The organism is Paenibacillus sp. 01T431, assembly GCF_056398625.1.
Map to the genome: position 1 here is coordinate 215,102 of NZ_JBFTPT010000007.1, position 16,215 is coordinate 231,316.

At 46.8% G+C, this 16,215-nt stretch carries 15 protein-coding genes; 10 read left to right on the forward strand and 5 right to left on the reverse strand.

What is annotated here, in order from left to right:
* Positions 1-139: 139 nt before the first annotated feature.
* From AC1DM9_RS15075 to AC1DM9_RS15085, 3 genes are read left to right on the forward strand one after another with little or no spacing between them, the layout of a single operon-like run.
* Positions 140-1,390, forward strand: a complete 1,251-nt coding sequence (locus tag AC1DM9_RS15075; protein WP_477580768.1) for a phenylacetate--CoA ligase family protein — start codon at positions 140-142, stop codon at positions 1,388-1,390.
* Between the two features lie 13 nt (positions 1,391-1,403).
* Positions 1,404-2,351, forward strand: coding sequence for a 2,3-diaminopropionate biosynthesis protein SbnA (sbnA, locus tag AC1DM9_RS15080; protein ID WP_477580770.1), 948 nt, complete (start codon positions 1,404-1,406; stop codon positions 2,349-2,351).
* Positions 2,352-2,399: 48 nt separating this feature from the next.
* Positions 2,400-3,389, forward strand: a complete 990-nt coding sequence (locus AC1DM9_RS15085) for a 2,3-diaminopropionate biosynthesis protein SbnB (RefSeq protein ID WP_477580772.1) — start codon at positions 2,400-2,402, stop codon at positions 3,387-3,389.
* A 129-nt stretch (positions 3,390-3,518) separates the two neighbouring features.
* Here AC1DM9_RS15085 and AC1DM9_RS15090 read toward each other — a convergent pair whose 3' ends face one another.
* Both AC1DM9_RS15090 and AC1DM9_RS15095 read right to left on the reverse strand, forming a co-directional pair.
* Positions 3,519-3,884: an IDEAL domain-containing protein gene (locus AC1DM9_RS15090; RefSeq protein ID WP_076268500.1), complete on the reverse strand. Its 366-nt coding sequence runs from the start codon at positions 3,882-3,884 to the stop codon at positions 3,519-3,521.
* A gap of 224 nt (positions 3,885-4,108) precedes the next feature.
* Positions 4,109-4,345 (reverse strand): DUF6953 family protein, encoded by a 237-nt coding sequence (locus AC1DM9_RS15095; protein ID WP_441877689.1) that lies wholly within the window; start codon positions 4,343-4,345, stop codon positions 4,109-4,111.
* Between the two features lie 204 nt (positions 4,346-4,549).
* Between AC1DM9_RS15095 and AC1DM9_RS15100 the strand changes: the two genes are divergently transcribed.
* The 5 genes from AC1DM9_RS15100 to AC1DM9_RS15120 all read left to right on the forward strand — a co-directional run bounded on the left by AC1DM9_RS15100 (position 4,550) and on the right by AC1DM9_RS15120 (position 8,010).
* Positions 4,550-4,999 carry a MarR family winged helix-turn-helix transcriptional regulator gene (locus AC1DM9_RS15100; RefSeq protein ID WP_339206344.1) on the forward strand — a complete coding sequence of 150 codons (450 nt, stop codon included), beginning with the start codon at positions 4,550-4,552 and terminating at the stop codon, positions 4,997-4,999.
* Between the two features lie 53 nt (positions 5,000-5,052).
* Positions 5,053-6,030 carry an aldo/keto reductase gene (locus tag AC1DM9_RS15105; RefSeq protein WP_477580774.1) on the forward strand — a complete coding sequence of 326 codons (978 nt, stop codon included), beginning with the start codon at positions 5,053-5,055 and terminating at the stop codon, positions 6,028-6,030.
* An 86-nt stretch (positions 6,031-6,116) separates the two neighbouring features.
* Positions 6,117-6,608 (forward strand): hypothetical protein, encoded by a 492-nt coding sequence (locus tag AC1DM9_RS15110; RefSeq protein ID WP_477580776.1) that lies wholly within the window; start codon positions 6,117-6,119, stop codon positions 6,606-6,608.
* A gap of 179 nt (positions 6,609-6,787) precedes the next feature.
* On the forward strand, positions 6,788-7,264 hold the full coding sequence (locus tag AC1DM9_RS15115) for a glutathione peroxidase (protein ID WP_339206340.1): 477 nt from the start codon (positions 6,788-6,790) through the stop codon (positions 7,262-7,264).
* A 248-nt stretch (positions 7,265-7,512) separates the two neighbouring features.
* Positions 7,513-8,010 (forward strand): MerR family transcriptional regulator, encoded by a 498-nt coding sequence (locus tag AC1DM9_RS15120; RefSeq protein ID WP_477580778.1) that lies wholly within the window; start codon positions 7,513-7,515, stop codon positions 8,008-8,010.
* Positions 8,011-8,115: 105 nt separating this feature from the next.
* On the opposite strand, the gene hisS is transcribed toward AC1DM9_RS15120, so the two are convergent.
* The gene (gene hisS, locus AC1DM9_RS15125) at positions 8,116-9,405 is read right to left on the reverse strand and encodes a histidine--tRNA ligase (RefSeq protein ID WP_477580943.1); all 1,290 of its coding nucleotides are present in this window, start codon (positions 9,403-9,405) and stop codon (positions 8,116-8,118) included.
* Positions 9,406-9,807: 402 nt separating this feature from the next.
* On the opposite strand from hisS, the gene AC1DM9_RS15130 reads away from it, so the two are divergent.
* Together AC1DM9_RS15130 and AC1DM9_RS15135 are read left to right on the forward strand one after the other, a co-directional pair.
* Positions 9,808-10,509: a peptidylprolyl isomerase gene (locus tag AC1DM9_RS15130; protein WP_477580780.1), complete on the forward strand. Its 702-nt coding sequence runs from the start codon at positions 9,808-9,810 to the stop codon at positions 10,507-10,509.
* A gap of 108 nt (positions 10,510-10,617) precedes the next feature.
* The gene (locus AC1DM9_RS15135) at positions 10,618-12,138 is read left to right on the forward strand and encodes a glycoside hydrolase family 43 protein (protein ID WP_477580782.1); all 1,521 of its coding nucleotides are present in this window, start codon (positions 10,618-10,620) and stop codon (positions 12,136-12,138) included.
* A 177-nt stretch (positions 12,139-12,315) separates the two neighbouring features.
* Here the strand turns inward: AC1DM9_RS15135 and AC1DM9_RS15140 are convergent, their stop codons facing one another.
* Positions 12,316-14,565, reverse strand: a complete 2,250-nt coding sequence (locus tag AC1DM9_RS15140) for an asparaginase domain-containing protein (RefSeq protein ID WP_477580783.1) — start codon at positions 14,563-14,565, stop codon at positions 12,316-12,318.
* 20 nt (positions 14,566-14,585) lie between these two features.
* Positions 14,586-15,935, reverse strand: coding sequence for an asparaginase (locus tag AC1DM9_RS15145; protein WP_477580785.1), 1,350 nt, complete (start codon positions 15,933-15,935; stop codon positions 14,586-14,588).
* Positions 15,936-16,215 lie beyond the last annotated feature (280 nt).

The following is a 16,215-nucleotide window of genomic DNA, read 5'->3' on the forward strand; positions in this document are numbered from 1 at the left end:
CACTCTTATTAGCATACGAAGCTTGAACGAAATGGATGTAGGCGTTTGTCCCCATAATCAGAACCTAGAGGCGCAAACAACATATGCTTAATTAACGCATTCATTCGAGATATTTGTCCTACAGGAGGCTCAACACCAAATGTCACCATTAGCTCTGCTTCATCCGCATATCAAGCGAATCGTCCAGCATCACCCCTGGTACAACACCCTTCTTCAACAGGATGGAATAGATCCGCAAGTTTGCCAGTTGTCTGATCTTCCGCTCATCACGTCGGACATTTTGGAGCAGCATTATTTTACAGGGAGAGCTCGAGAAGAGGAAGGTTTGTCCGTTTACAGAACCTCAGGCACTTCATCAGGCGTTCGCAAGGCGATTTATTATTCAAAGGAAGATGACGAGAGTTATATCGATGCAAAAACAGCCTGCTTTCAGGATTGGCTGACCGCCAGCGCCAGTGCAGCCAGCACTGACGCAGAGCCTCCCGTTCCTATTCGCAGAGCATTAGCCGACATGGGTACAGGGCATGCAGCAAATACAGCGCTGACCATCTTTGACCGGCTTGGCCTAGCGGCAGACTCCCTGTCGTTCTCGCTCCCGATTGAAGAGCATATTGCGAGGCTGGAATCTTATCGACCAGAGCTTCTTTATACGATGCCGTCGATTTTGGATGCTATCGTCTCTTACGCGCAGGAACCAAAGCAGTTTGGCATCAAAAAAATAATAGTGGTCGGCGAAATCGCCCCGCTCCAGTGGCAGCACAACATGGCCGAACGGTTTGGAATCAAGCCGCAGCATATTTTAGACACGTATGGCTCGATTGAAGTTGGAGCAATCGCCTCCTATTCACATGAGCTTGGGCTATATGTCATCGCTGATGGCATTTATGCCGAGGCAATACCGGCAGAGCAAATCGACGACAGCTTTGAACCGCTGAAAGAGAACGAAGCCGTTCTCGTATTGACCTCTTTTGTACGTTCATTGTTCCCAGCTATGAGGTATGTCACCTACGACGTCGTGCGTGATTTTCAAACCATCTGCATAGACGGCAAGCAGCGGCAATGCTTCAGCTGTATCTCCAAGCGAATCGGCACGGATCTGAAGCATGGGGAAAAAATCAGCCTATACGATATCGAAAATGTCGTACACCAATACATCCATGACGCTCAGCTTCGAGTAAGAATCCATGAGAATAAGCTGCTTGTTCATATTCAAAGCAAATCGCTGAAAGATGAAATGCTTGTCCATATTAAGCATGCTATCGAGCATAAAATTGGGGACATTGGACAAATGATTCAAAATCGCATGCTTGAGGGCATTTCGGTAACACGCGCAGCGGAAAATGAACAACTTGAACGCGGGACGGTGAAATCCAAAAAAATTTATTTTTAAGGGGTGTTAGCCTTTGGAGAGAAATTTGTTGTCCATCATCGGGAATACGCCGCTGGTCCAGCTCTCGAAGCTGTTTGCGAACGACCGCGGCATCAAAGTATTCGCAAAGCTTGAATTGCTAAACCCGGGAGGCAGCGCGAAAGACCGCTCCGCCGCCCGTATTATTAATAAAGCATGGGATGAAGGCTTGATCGGGCCCGGCTCCGTCATCATTGAGTCCAGCTCAGGGAATATGGCGATTAGTCTCGCTGCCATCAGCTCCTACCTGGGCATGAAATTCGTAAGCGTCATTGATCCAAAGGCGACGCAGCAAAATATCCGCATCATGCGTGCTTATGGCGCAGAGATCGAACTGGTTGAAGCGCCTGATATTGAGACAGGTGAGTTTCTGCCCGCAAGGTTAAATCGAGTACAGCAATTATTAGAGCGCATTCCCAATAGCTTCTGGCCGAATCAATATGCGAATAAAAACAACTATTTGTCTCACTATGAGGGTACGATGCACGAAATTGTTGAAGAGCTAGGCCATGTCGATTTTGTTGTCGGCGGCGTCAGTACCTGCGGCACCATGTTAGGCTGCTCGCAATATGTGCGCGAGCATAAGCTATCCACGAAAGTGGTAGCTGTCGATGCGGCAGGCAGCGTTATTTTCGGAGGAGTGAACGGCAACCGCCGCTTCCCGGGACTTGGAACAGGTATCATACCGCCCTTTGCCCAGACGAGGTTTATGGATCAAGCTATAAAGGTAGCCGATAAAGATATGGTCGATGGCTGCAGACTGCTCGTTGCGCAGGAATCGATTTTGGCAGGACCTTCCTCTGGCGCGATTATCCATGCCTTAAAATCGATCGAGCACGAGCTGCCCGATGATGCCATATGCGTCGTTATTATACATGATCGCGGAGAGCGATACATGGATACCGTATTCAACGATGAGTGGGTAAAGCAGCAATTCGGCTGAATTCGCTCTGAAATTTAGCACACTCCCTAATCCAAAAACGAGAGGAACATGACCGTGCTATATCTCGGCGATGAACATATTCGCTCTATCGGATTGCACTGGGAAGAGCTTGTTGACAGCATAGAGGTTGCGGTGCAAATTATCGATTCCGGCGATTATGCACAGCCGATAAAGCCCTACCTGCGTTATCGCAATCCAGCTAATCGCATCATAGCTATGCCTGCTTACATCGGCGGGTCGGTAAAGACTGCCGGTGTGAAGTGGATCGCCAGCTTCCCAGGCAATATCGACGCCGGTTTGCCAAGGGCACACAGTGTCACACTGCTCAACAACGCAGAAACAGGCATTCCTTACGCCATGCTGGGCACCCCGCTGCCGAGTGCTGCCCGGACAGCTGCAGTCAGCGGTTTATTCATCCGCCATTATCTAAAAACACGCACCGCAACAAAAAGCTTAAAGGTTGGAATCATCGGCTTCGGGCCTATAGGCCGGCTTCATTATGATATGTGCTGCCGCTTATTCGGAGAGCATTTAGAGGATATACAGGTGTATGATATACGCGGATGCGAGCTGGATAACCCCGACCTTGCTGCTGTGGACGCTGTACTGCGCCACCGTACACGTCTCGCCAGCAGCTGGCAGCAGTTATATAACGAATGCAATCTCATTATTAATTGCACAGTAAGCTCTCAGCGTTATATCGATACTCCTCCCGCTGAAGGCACTCTTCTGCTCGATGTTTCTTTGCGGGATTATACAGCAGCAGCTATAAGCGGCATTAACGCGATTATCGTCGACGATTGGAATGAGGTTTGCCGTGAAAATACTGACATTGAGATGCTCCATCTTGAGAGCGGCTTAACAGAGGCACAAACCAGCTCTCTAACCGATGTGATCTGCCGCGGAGCGCTTGCCAGCATCTCCGATTCGGAGCCTATATTATTTTGTCCGATGGGTATGGCCGTGTTTGATATGGCGATAGCCGATTATTTCGTCCAGCGAGCGCAAGCGCTTGGAATCGGACTACAGCTGAAGTAATGCTCCCAGCAGCAAAATGGCTATATGCCGCTTCACGGGTATACAAAAAAAGGATGACACCAGCAGCACGCATGGCATCATCCTTTTTTTCGTTGGTGCTATGATGTGATAGGAGGCAAGCCTGCTCGATTAAGCAGATTGACCAAGTCGATTGACTGGAAATGAATATACCTTCGAACGCTCTCCAGCCTCAGCTGCTTCTTCGCTAGCTTTCTTCGCATTGGTCAGCTCCATAAACCAAGCCTCGTCCCATGTATCTAAAGCTAAGTCAATTGCATTTTGAAAAACCTGTGCATCATTTATAGTAATTTCGGATACGTTTTTGAGCCATGATGAACGAACGGCTACAGTTTTCCCTATAACCTCTACGTTATCCGACTTTACAACGCTCACGGTTACAAATCCTTGCAAAATATCGATGGTTTCGACAAAACCATGAATGAGCTCGCCATCTTTTGTTTTACCTTGTACCCAATCGCTTATGTTGAATTTCATCTCCAAACACCACCTATCCCTAATAGTAAGAATACCCCGTTAACTGTAACTTTTTTTGGTACACTTGCTTTAAAAAAGTAGACGCTTCTTTTATGATTAAGCTACGTCTTATTGGTGACTTCCATACTGTAAGTTTAATGATTACAGTTACCTTTGTCAAGTTGTTCATGAGAAATGGACGTTATGGCTTTAACGCCCAGCTTCTCACTACAATAATATGCGGTTTAGCTCCAGCCCCAGAAGAAACCGTCTCTCTCCCAAGCGGCCTTTCCCTTATGAAGCTTACGGAACATTTTTTTCACTTCTTTGTCGATTGAAGCGTTGCCGTGCTCATTCACATATATAAACGATTCGCCAAAATGGCTTTTTATATGCTCAACTGCGGCGCTTTGATGCAAAATCCCTTTTTCCTTCAATTCGTTCAGCATCCATTCTGCAACCTCATTAGCAGTATAAGACATCGCTCTCACTCCTCCATTAAATAAACGCTGTAACTATAGCACACTCCGTCCTCCCTCTACAATATAAGGAGTCGCTGTGCGCATTGACAGTGTATTGTCCATTCCTCTATATTATATTTATCACAATTTAATTTTGTTAAACTTAGAACATTAGCTCATTGCCTTTTAAACAAACAAATTCACCTTCCCACGGAGGACAACAACATGGACAGCAACGAAATTTTAAAACTGGACAATCAAATATGCTTCGCTTTTTATGCCTGCTCTCGAGAGATCACTAAGCTTTATCGCCCAATGCTCGAGAAAATCGACCTTACCTACACGCAATACGTTACAATGCTCGCCCTATGGGAGCAGGATCATGTTACGGTAACCGCGCTTGGTAATAAGCTTTATCTCGACTCAGGCACGTTGACCCCGCTTCTTAAGAAGCTGGAAGCTGCAGGACATATTACGCGTACGCGTGACCGCAACGATGAACGCAGCGTATTGGTGGAACTCACAGCGCAAGGCCGAGCATTAAAGGAACAAGCCGTCGATATTCCTCATCAGCTCGCATGCAAGCTTGACGGCACACCTGAAGAAGGTGCTGCATTGCTGGAACAAATGCATCAGTTCCTAGACCGAATACAGCAAGGATCAGCTAGAGCATAACGGAAAAAGACAGCTGCCCATTACTTATTCTGAAGTTCTGAAGGGAGCAAGCCATGACATTATCTACGGTTAGGCCATTTGGCCAAACGAGTTTGCAGTTATCTCCGCTTGGCCTTGGCTGCTGGCAATTCAGCAATGGCAAAGGGCTCGTCGGAAAGTTTTGGCCCGCTCTGAAGGGCGAAATCATTAATGATATCGTAAAAACAAGCTACGAAGGCGGCATTAACTGGTTTGACACCGCTGAAATTTACGGAAACGGCCAATCCGAGCTGCTGCTCGCCAGCGCTTTGCGCGAAGCCCTGCCAGCAGAGGATAAGGTCTATATTGCGACCAAGTGGTGGCCGGCAATGCGTACCGCCAGCAACATTGGCCGTACAATTGATGTGAGAATTAAACAGCTTGAGGGGCGTACAATCGACCTCTATCAGGTGCATCAGCCTTTCTCCTTCTCTTCAGTGAGCAGTGAGATGAAGGAAATGGCGAAGCTTGCCGCTGCCGGAAAAATCAAAAATATAGGTGTAAGCAATTTCTCCGCTAAACAAATGCGCGAGGCCGATCGCGTTCTGCGAGAACATGGCTTGCAGCTCGCCTCCAATCAAGTAAAATACAGCCTGCTTGACCGCCGCATCGAGAAAAATGGCATTCTCGAGACGGCGCAAGAACTCGGTTGTGCAATCATTGCTTATTCTCCACTTGAACAGGGTATATTAAGCGGGAAGTTTCATCATGATCCTTCTCTGATCAAAGCAATTAGCGGCCCGCGCAAATGGAGCTCCGCTTTTCAAACAAACGGCCTAAAACGCTCTAAGCCGCTTATTGATTCGCTTGAGCAGGTAGCTGCTCGTTATGAGGCTACCGCAACACAAATCGCGTTAAATTGGCTCATCCATGCTTATGGAGATACTGTATTCGCGATTCCCGGAGCATCAAAAATTCACCACGCCGAGCAAAACGTGAAAGCTATGCGTTTTAAGCTGACAATAGATGAAATTAACGAAATTAGCGAAGCTTCAGCACTTGCAGCTCGCTAATCCAGCCTCTCGATTCAAAGCAAGGAATGCAGGGTATAAGTACATGTAACCTCATTCTAGCTTAGATACGAGAGGAGAACTCACCTATGACGACAGCCATTGGAGTATTTGACAAAGAAGAAGGTGTCTTGGAAGCGATCAAACGGTTTCAAGCAGCGAGAACAAATAGACATAATCTTAGAATCGTTCTGAAGAACAAGGAATCGGCTCCGCTTCTTGTTTCCGATTCAAGCATCCCTATTGAGGAAGTTTATGAAATTCGAGAAGCGCAAGACGTGAACCAAGCCGGAACAATTACTCCGCTTAGCGCCGCTCCATTTGCAGCAGGTTCAGGTTATACCGCCGGAAGCACTGGCCTAAACGGCGGCCCTACCGGCATTGCCGCAGGCGCCGTGAAGCTCGATAATGAGCCTGATACTAAAGACGTGCTCCACGATATTGGCATAGAAGACAAATTCATCGAACCGTGCAAAGAAGCTATCGATCAAGGCTACTACTTGCTAGTGGCTGACACCGATAACGAAGCCGCAGCAGGAGCCTTGCTACTTCAGTCGGGTGCATATAAAGTTCTTTATTAAAAGCAAGCCAGAGGCTGTCCCTAGCAAATAGGGGCGGCCTCTTATTCATTTACAGACCAATAAAAACAGCCTCTGGCCACAAGCTAACTCACCTCTATTTATTTCATTTGACACCTCTATATAGATTGAGTACAATTAAATTATAAAAAATATAAAATCGGTTGATGGAGGTTGTTCCTATGTCCTTATACAATATTGAAGTAAAGACCATTAGAGGCGAAAATCAGACTCTAGCCCCTTATAAAGGCAAGGTCATGCTCATCGTGAATACAGCTACCAAATGCGGCTTCGCCCCGCAATTCAAAGGTCTTCAAAAACTTCATGACACCTACAATAAACAAGGCTTTTCTGTACTAGGCTTCCCCTCCTCGCAATTCGCCAATCAAGAGCTTAGCGACGACAGCAAGGTTGCAGAAGCGTGCGAAATCAATTTCGGAGTATCGTTCCCTTTATTCTCCAAAGTGGATGTAAACGGCAGCACTGCGCACCCTTTATTCCAGCACCTGACGAATGAAGCACGCGGCTTCCTCGGCACAAGGTCGATCAAATGGAATTTCACCAAATTTCTTGTCGACCAGAACGGCAAGGTATTAAAGCGCTTCGGATCAAAGGATACGCCTGAGAAAATCGAACGATATGTACAGAAGCTGCTGTAAAGTTCTGTTTAGGTCTTAACCGCTTCAGTTAATATATCCCGCAAATAAAGAAGCCTTCTTCCCCACTCAGAGCGTGGATAAGAAAGCTTCTTTTTTAATTGCCGCAATATTCGCGTTACTGCTGCGAGCATGAAAAAACAATCGGATGATCACTTCTTTTAGCGATTAACCACTACCTTTGTCAGCCGTGCAGGAGAGCATGTTTTCGGCACGAATAACTCTAGTAATTAATAAGCGAGGTGATGACAATGGCGTTGTTAAAAACCAAAGAAGCCGCTCAGCTTCTTGCTGTCAGTGAAACAACAGTCAGACGTTGGATATCCCAGTTCCCCTCTTCTTTCGGCAAGGATACGCTCGGTCACTATACCTTTGATGAGGCGGCTCTTCACAACCTGCAGCTGATTAAGCAAGAATTGGAGGAAGGGGTCAGTCTGCAAGACATTAACCTTTCTCCCGTTCCGCAAGATCTGCAGGCATCCGCACCTGTATACGAGGATCGCGAGGAACTGCTCCATCGACTGAGCCGTTTGGAAGCTTCCCTATCCCAGAAAGCGGATGAAGTCGTCACTTACCAGCTGCTGAGCCACCGGCAGGAGCTCGATGAGCTTAGGCTCGTTCTGACTCAGCTAACCGCAAGCATGGACGCTCTGCAATACCCTCAGCAGCATATCGCCGCCGCATCGCTCCCAGCAAAGGATCGCACCAAACGACGCAAGCTGATCAGCATCCTATTCCCTTTCCTATAACGTCTAATCCTCTAGCTCTCGTAATGTCTCATGACGGGCAGCCAAGTTAAAGAAGACGAGTACAACTTGGCTGCTCCAATATAAAACTTTTTAACTTATTGATCCTTATCCACTTACCTTTTCTAAAATATAAATAGCTTCGTCGACACTCATTTCCCTTTCGACCCGCTCCTCCATATCCTTCAAGCGCACTAAGCCCGCCTTCCATTCCGCCTCTCCCACCAGAAGAGCGTAACGTATGCCGCTGTTCGCTACCGATGCAAGTATATTTTTCAGCTTTCGTCCGCTAGAATCGAGCTTCACTCGAATGCCGCTCGCACGCAAATCCGCTGCGGTTTGCAGCAGTTCTGCCGCCGTTACGCTTACGGGAATGAGCACAACGTTAACCGAAGCCTTCGATGCAGCTGCGTAACGTTCTTCAAGCAAAGCCATAATTGACTCCATCCCAAACGACAAGCCGACCGCTGCGTACTCAGCATCATCCCTGCCTATAAGCTGTCCAATAATGGCATCATACCGACCGCCGCCGCCAAGGCTCGATGCGAAGCCGTTCGAAGCATCAAATATTTCATAAACCGTACCTGTGTAGAAAGATAACCCGCGTGAGAGAAAAGGGTCAAACACACAAACAGACTCTAATCCAAGCTTGCACAAAATATCACGAACCTCGATTACTTCCTGCGCCCCAGCACTATATTGCAGGTCATATTTATCTATCAACGTCTCTAGTGTAGGCTCCTCCAGCTCAATCAACTCTAAAATCGCAGCGATGACCCCGCCAGCCAAACCCTTCTCAGCAAGCTCCGCCTTCACACTGTCTATTCCGATTTTTGCGAGCTTATCCAAAGTCAGCATAACCGACAACGAATCCGCCCCCTTGACGCCAATTGCTGCAAGCATTTCGCCAAGAAACCGCCTATTATTCCATTTTAATTGGATATCCAGCTCCAGGGTGCGAAACACATCGACAGCCAGCTGCATCAATTCCACCTCAGCTTCCGGCCCCTTCACCCCAACAACATCCACATCACATTGCAAAAATTCTCGCAGCCGCCCGCGTTTAACGGGACCGTCACGGAACACCTTCCCCATTTCATATCGCTTGAAAGGCAATTCAATACTTGGGTTCAATGCCATCACCTTGGCAAAAGGGATCGTCAAATCATAGCGCAAGCCTAATCGTCGTTTTCGCTGATCTGTAAGCTGGTACATTTCCTTAACAATCTCATCGCCGCCTGCATATTTGGATGTCAAGAAAGCAAGATCAGTCAGCTCGGTAGACACCATCTCATCAAAGTCATATAGCTCAAACTTTTCCCGCAGAGTCTCCTGAATCTTTCTTCTAAGCGCTTGCTCCCTGCCGTAATAATCATAGGTTCCCTTTACATTTTGCATCACGATCATTCCTCTCACTACGTTATTGGAATAAAAAAAAACGCGCAGGACCTCTTGGTCCTGCGCGCATCGTATGCTGCAGGGAGGCCAACGCGAGAAGCGCTAGCCCACCCTGAATGTTGATCAGGGGTGCTAACGCTTGGTGAAATGATGAAGCTGATTCAATTGGAATGTGTACATAAGACCCAATCCCTTCGACTGAATTAATGTGATTATAGCGAATCAGCGCTTGTCGCGCAAGACCTTAACTTATTAGAGACATTCAACACAATGAAAAAGCGATGAATTCGCATTTAAATCACGCAATATGATATTATACAAGTTGGATATAAAAGGTGAATGCTGCGCGAACCGGATCGTCTCAAGGTCATTTGCATTCGCAAATTTAAGGAGGATATTGAAATGCTGTTTAAGAACAAACGTCTTGGGATCATGCTTCTTCTTGCACTAACTCTGATTATTGTAGCATCAGGCTGCGGCGCAAACGGGAGTAATGAGAAAACAGGATCAGGCAGTGGCAACACAAGCACAACTCCCCCTACTGAAGCACCTGCTGAGGAAGGCCCTGAGCTTCTTGGCTCGGACAAGCATCCTGTTGTAACGATTGAACTTAGCAATGACAAAATCATTAAGCTTGAGCTTTACCCAGAGGTTGCACCTAATACCGTAAACAACTTTATTTCTCTTATTAATAAAGGCTTCTATGATGGCGTTATTTTTCACCGCGTGATTCCAGGGTTTATGATTCAAGGCGGAGATCCAGAAGGCACAGGTACTGGCGGTCCAGGATACAGCATTCCAGGCGAATTTCTCAGCAACGGTTTCGAAAACAAGCTGAAGCACACTCGAGGCGTCCTCTCCATGGCTCGCACCAACGATCCAGACACCGGCGGATCACAATTTTTCATCATGGTAGCTGATGCACCTTCACTCGATAATGGATATGCAGCTTTCGGCAAAGTAACCGAAGGCATGGAAGCGGTCGATGAAATCGTCAATCAAAAGGTTGGCCCGGGCGATAAGCCGGAAACGCCGATTTCGATGAAAAAAGTAACTGTAGACACGCTCGGCATGACGTTCGAAGAACCAGTTAAGACGAAATAAGAGAAGGGCTGAGCCCTTCTCTTTTTTTATCGCCTAATATATAATATTTTTATTAATCAATTAATGTTTTTAGCAATTATCCAATGTTAACCTAGGAGGATTTTCTACTTGAGAAAACAAACCATCATATTGTTAACGGTATGCATGATGACATTTATGAGCGCTTGCAGTGGAAATAACGCCAGAAATGCAGCTCCACCAGCAGAGAGCAATCAGCCATCCGCAGCTAATGATACTTCAAACCAACCAAAAACGGAAGCGGTTACAGTGGAGGAGCCTTTATTCACTAACGCCTCCGTTCATGATCCGTCCATTATCAAAGTTCGTGATACCTTCTATATTTTCGGCTCGCATCTCGCTGCGGCGAAGTCGAAGGATCTCATGGCCTGGGAGCAGCTGAACTCCAGTGTCTATGAAGGGAATCCCATCATACCGGATGTACTGACAGAAATGAGCGAGGAGCTAGCTTGGGCCGAGACTGATACGTTCTGGGCAGGCGATGTCATCCAATTGCCGGACGGCAAATTTTATATGTATTACAGCATGTGCAAAGGCGACTCGCCTCGGTCGGTGCTTGGTTATGCGGTTGCCGATCAGGTTGAAGGGCCTTATAAAAATAAGGGCACAATTCTCAAATCGGGCATGTGGAATGATTCGAGCGAGGATGGAACGTTGTATGACGCGGCAGTACATCCAAACGTAGTCGATCCAAATTTGTTTTATGATAAAGACGGTATTCTATGGATGGTTTATGGCTCATACTCCGGCGGTATTTTTATTATGAAAATGAATCCAAAAACAGGTCTGCCCTATCCCGATCAAGGCTACGGCAAACGACTGCTCGGCAACAATCACAGCCGCATCGAGGCGCCTTATATGATGTACAACAAAGAAACGGACTATTACTATTTATACCTTTCCTATGGCGGACTAGACTCCGCAGGCGGATACAACATTCGTGTAGCACGCTCAAAAAATCCCGACGGCCCGTTCCTCGATTCAGAGGGCAAGGAAATGATTGACGCATTTGGCGCCTTCGGCACGCTGTTTGATGATGCTTCTATTGCGCCTTTTGGAGTGAAGCTCATGGGAAATTTCCAAATGGACAATGTCGACGGAGAAATTGCTAATATTGGGACGGGTTATACTTCACCTGGTCATAACTCCACTTACACCGATCCTGACACGGGTAAAATGTTTATTATTTTCCACACTCGTTTTCCATCTCGCGGAGAAAGCCACGAGATAAGAGTCCATCAAATGCTTATGAACACGGAAGGCTGGCCTGTCGTCGCGCCTCATCGTTATGCAGGCGAAACCGCAGAGAGCGTAAAAACCGAGCAAATCATCGGCGAATACAAATACGTGAACCATGGCAAAGACATTACGGCTGATGTGAAACCAGCAACACTGCTTTCTCTCAACAAAGACGGCACGATCTCCGGAAGCGCAAGCGGCTCTTGGAAAAGCACCGGCGCTGTTACTATCGATCTTACAATTGATGGTTCGCTGTACCACGGCGTTTTACTCCGTCAGTGGAATGAAGGTACACTCAGCTATGTGATGACATTCAGCGCACTATCCAAAGAAGGAGCTGCCGTTTGGGGCAGCCACGTCTCCAAAGAGTAGCTTTTATATTACTTGGCCTAGTCACTAACCTGATTCTTTGGCCTGATCCCCGTTAATCATCATCTCCGTCGGGTGGTGGGTAGAGGCGCATGGTGTATTAGGATATAGCGTAGAAAAAAGGCGGTTCTTAAAGGTTCTAATCAACCTTTAAAAACCACTCTTTTTCTGTTTAAGCCATTATTTATTTTTAAGCATATTCATAATAACCGTAATCGCGTCTGCCCGCGTTGCTGTAGCTTTTGGCGCAAAGATATTGCCCGTACGGCCCTGAATGATGCCTTTATCGCTAACTGCTCTAACCGCACCCTTCGCCCATGCCGGGATATCCTTGTTATCAGCAAAGCTGGTTGTCGCATTCGGATCTAACGTTAATCCAGCACCGCTTGCAATCATTGATACCATTTCCATACGCAAAATGTTTGCGCCCGGACGGAAGGTTCCATCTGGATAGCCGCTAATAATGTCCGCTTTGAACGCTTGTGCAACAGCTTCCTTTGCCCAAGCCGCAATTTTATCATTATCAGCAAAGGCAAGCACCGAGCCTGCACCATCCGCTTTCAACGCACCCATCAGCATAACGGAAAATTCCGCACGTGTTACGGTTTTATTCGGTTTAAAAGTACCGTCTTCATATCCCTTCACAATTCCGGATGCGACCGCCTCTTTAATAGCAGCCTCTGCCCAGTGCCTTGATATATCTGTAAAAGAAGGCACTTCTTCAACTTTCTTGTCTACAGCGAATACAGCAAACTTAGTAAAATGATCAGATTGTACAGTAATAAAGTTATCCTTTACCGTACCGCCCATCTCTACCCATTGCTTCTTCACTTCATCGTAATAGAATACGGACGCCGTCTGACCACTCTTGATCAAAGCGGTATCAAACTTAAAGGTCAGCGTGACTGGAACGAAGAAATCAGCTGATATCGACTTGAGCATTTCAAAAATAGAAGACACTCGCTTGCTCGATGGCTCAACAATGCCGCCCGTTTCAGTCAGTTTCTCAATAGAAAGCAGCATTTGCTCCTTCGTCGCTCCTGCTGGAATAGATACAGTAACGCTATCATCCAAGCCAAGCGTACCTGCGCTGCCCGCACCAATCGAGACCTGTCCTTTATTTGGTACATTGCCACCCGAACCACCTGTACCACCTTCTACTGGAGGAGTTGGAGTTGGAGTTGGAGTTGGAGTTGGAGTTGGAGTCGGTGTAGGTGTTTCAGGCGTTTCAGGCACATCAATCTTAATATCTTGCGTCCCTACCGTTTCAAACCAGTTCTTCACTGTAGCAAAATCATTCGAGAATGCCAGCGAAAGCATAAGCATGATGCGTGCATGCTGCGGGTTTAAATTATCTCCGGCAATAATGCCGTTTCCGCCGCCAGTGATCGTTCCAGAACCTGTTCTAGTCGTCGATACGAATGTAACGCCATGATCCTTAATTGCTGCGGACCGCGCCGCGCTCATCTTCGACGAAATACCAGCCGCCCCAGTGCCGGCTGTTACAATCCCTTTGGCTCCATCAGCTACTAAAGCACGAATGGCACCGCCGCCGGCTTCTTGGTAGCTATAAACGATTTCAACGATAGGCAAATTGTCCTTCGAAATATTTTTCAATGCAAACGGCGTTTTCCAATCCGCTTGTCCAGCTTTGAGTGCCCTAGCATTCAGACGATACATACGTACCGCTGCATCATCAACGTAACCAAGCACGCCGAACATCGGTGTCTCAAACGTATCCGTCCGGTGCGAATTGCTCTTTGTTACTTCGCGTGCCGCATGAATGACATCGTTTAGCATAACGACCGTACCGAACCACTTTGTTTTGCCGCTCCCCGCCACCTTAATCGCTTGATACAGGTTGGCTGGAGCATCCGTTCCAATGACATCCCAAGGCCGCATTGAACCTGTGACAACTACCGGCTTCTCGCTTTGAACAGTTAGATCGAGAAAATAAGCAATTTCCTCCATCGTGTCCGTACCTGTCGTAACAACTGCACTATCATAAATTTCAAGCGCAGCATCCACCGCAAGGGAGAGATCATACAGGTCCTTCATACTGTAGCCGCTCGAGCCCTTGTTGCCGAATTGATAAGTAGAGACATCCGCTATTTTACTTTTCCCAGGCAGCTGAGCTACCATATCCGCCATTTTATACGTTCCTGCAGCATAGCTTTGGAAATTAGTAGGATCATTATTACTCGCTTTACCAGCAATCGTCCCGCCAGTCGCCACTACAATGACATTTGGCAATGGAGAAGCTTTATGCTCCTCGGACAATGCCGGAATATCAAAGGTAGGCAGCTGAGGTGCTGCAGTCTCGGCACGAACTGAGCTGGCATAGCCAGTCAGTATCGTACTGAGGAGAGCCATAATGAGGAGGGGAATGAAAACTTTCTTCGCTGTAGTTGATTCACTTCTTATGGTCATAACCGAACTCCTCCCCCTAATTATGGCGTCACTGGTGCTGTTTCAGGCGTTGTTTCTGTATCAGCTGGAACTTCTGCTTCCGGTGTAGGAACAACAACGACCGGTTCCGTCACAACAGGCTCTTCGATTGGCTCTTCAACTGTCGTGCTTAGTACCGTATTTTCATCAACTGAAATTTCTACATCCTGTGTGCCAAAAGTCGTGAACCAGTTTCTAATCTTGTTTACATCGTTTGTAAATGCTAGGGACAATAACAACATCATACGAGCATGCGCCGCATTCAAGTTGTCTCCGCCAATAACACTTCCGCTGCCGCTATCATAGATAGAGCCTGAGCCTGTTCTTGTTGTCGATACAAATACGACACCTTTATCCTTAATGGCCGCGGAACGTGCAGCACTTAGCTTCGACGAAATGCCGCCAGCGCCTGTTCCTGCGGTTACAATTCCCTTCGCGCCGTCTTCCACCAAGCCACGAATAGCGCCGCCGCCCGCTTCTTGATAGCTGTATACGATTTCTACTATCGGAAGACTATCTTTGGAGATGGTTTTCAAATCGAATGGTGAAGCCCATGCTGGTGTACCTGCTTTTGCTGCTCTAGCAGGAGCACGATAAATACGAACAGCCGGGTCATCCACATAACCTAGTGCACCAAACATCGGAGCATCAAAAGTATCGGTACGGTGTGAATTTGACTTCGTAACTTCACGCGCCGCATAAATGACATCATTCAACATGACCACTGTGCCAAACCATTTTGTTTTACCGCTCCCAGCTAGTTTAATAGCTTGATAGAGATTGGCAGGCGCATCCGTTCCAATAACATCCCATGGACGCATAGAGCCTGTAACAACAACCGGTTTTTCACTGCGAACGGTTAGATCGAGGAAATACGCGATTTCTTCCATCGTATCCGTACCGGTCGTTACAACTGCACTATCATAAATCTTAAGAGCTTCGTCTACCGCAAGCGATAGATCATAAAGATCTCTAATACTATAGCCGCTCGAACCCTTGTTACCGAATTGATAGGTAGAGACATCAGCTATTTTATTTTTCCCAGGCAGCTGAGCAACCATATCTGCCATTTTATAAGTACCAGCCGCATAGCTCTGGAAGTTAGTAGGATCATTATTGCTTGCCTTACCCGCAATCGTTCCTCCTGTTGCAACAACAATAACATTAGGAAGACTTGAAGCTTGATGTTCAGCGGATAGGGCCGGAATATCAAATGTCGGCAGCTGCGGTGCTTCCTCCGCGCGTACAAAATCCGTTTTTGTCAATACCCCTACCATCGCTGCAAGCAATGAAAGTACAAGCAGTGGAATTAAAATCTTTTTCGCTATCTCGCTCTTCACAACTTGTGTCATGTTTAACTCCTCCTATGCGATATAATTCTCTCTTTCTTCTACATCAGTCTATTTCATGTTATATAAGTTAACAAATCATTAAAGTAGACAAAAAAGCGTAACCATTGAGGTTTAACTCTACTTTTCACTCATTTGTGCTCATATCCTTACTAAATTGAAGAAAACATATGTTAGTTTTATTTACATGAATTAACGAGAATACTAGATTAATGCTCAGTATAAAAAAGGATTCTATAAATCAGTTTCAGTGTAAGAATTAGTAAGATAGACACTGTTTTTT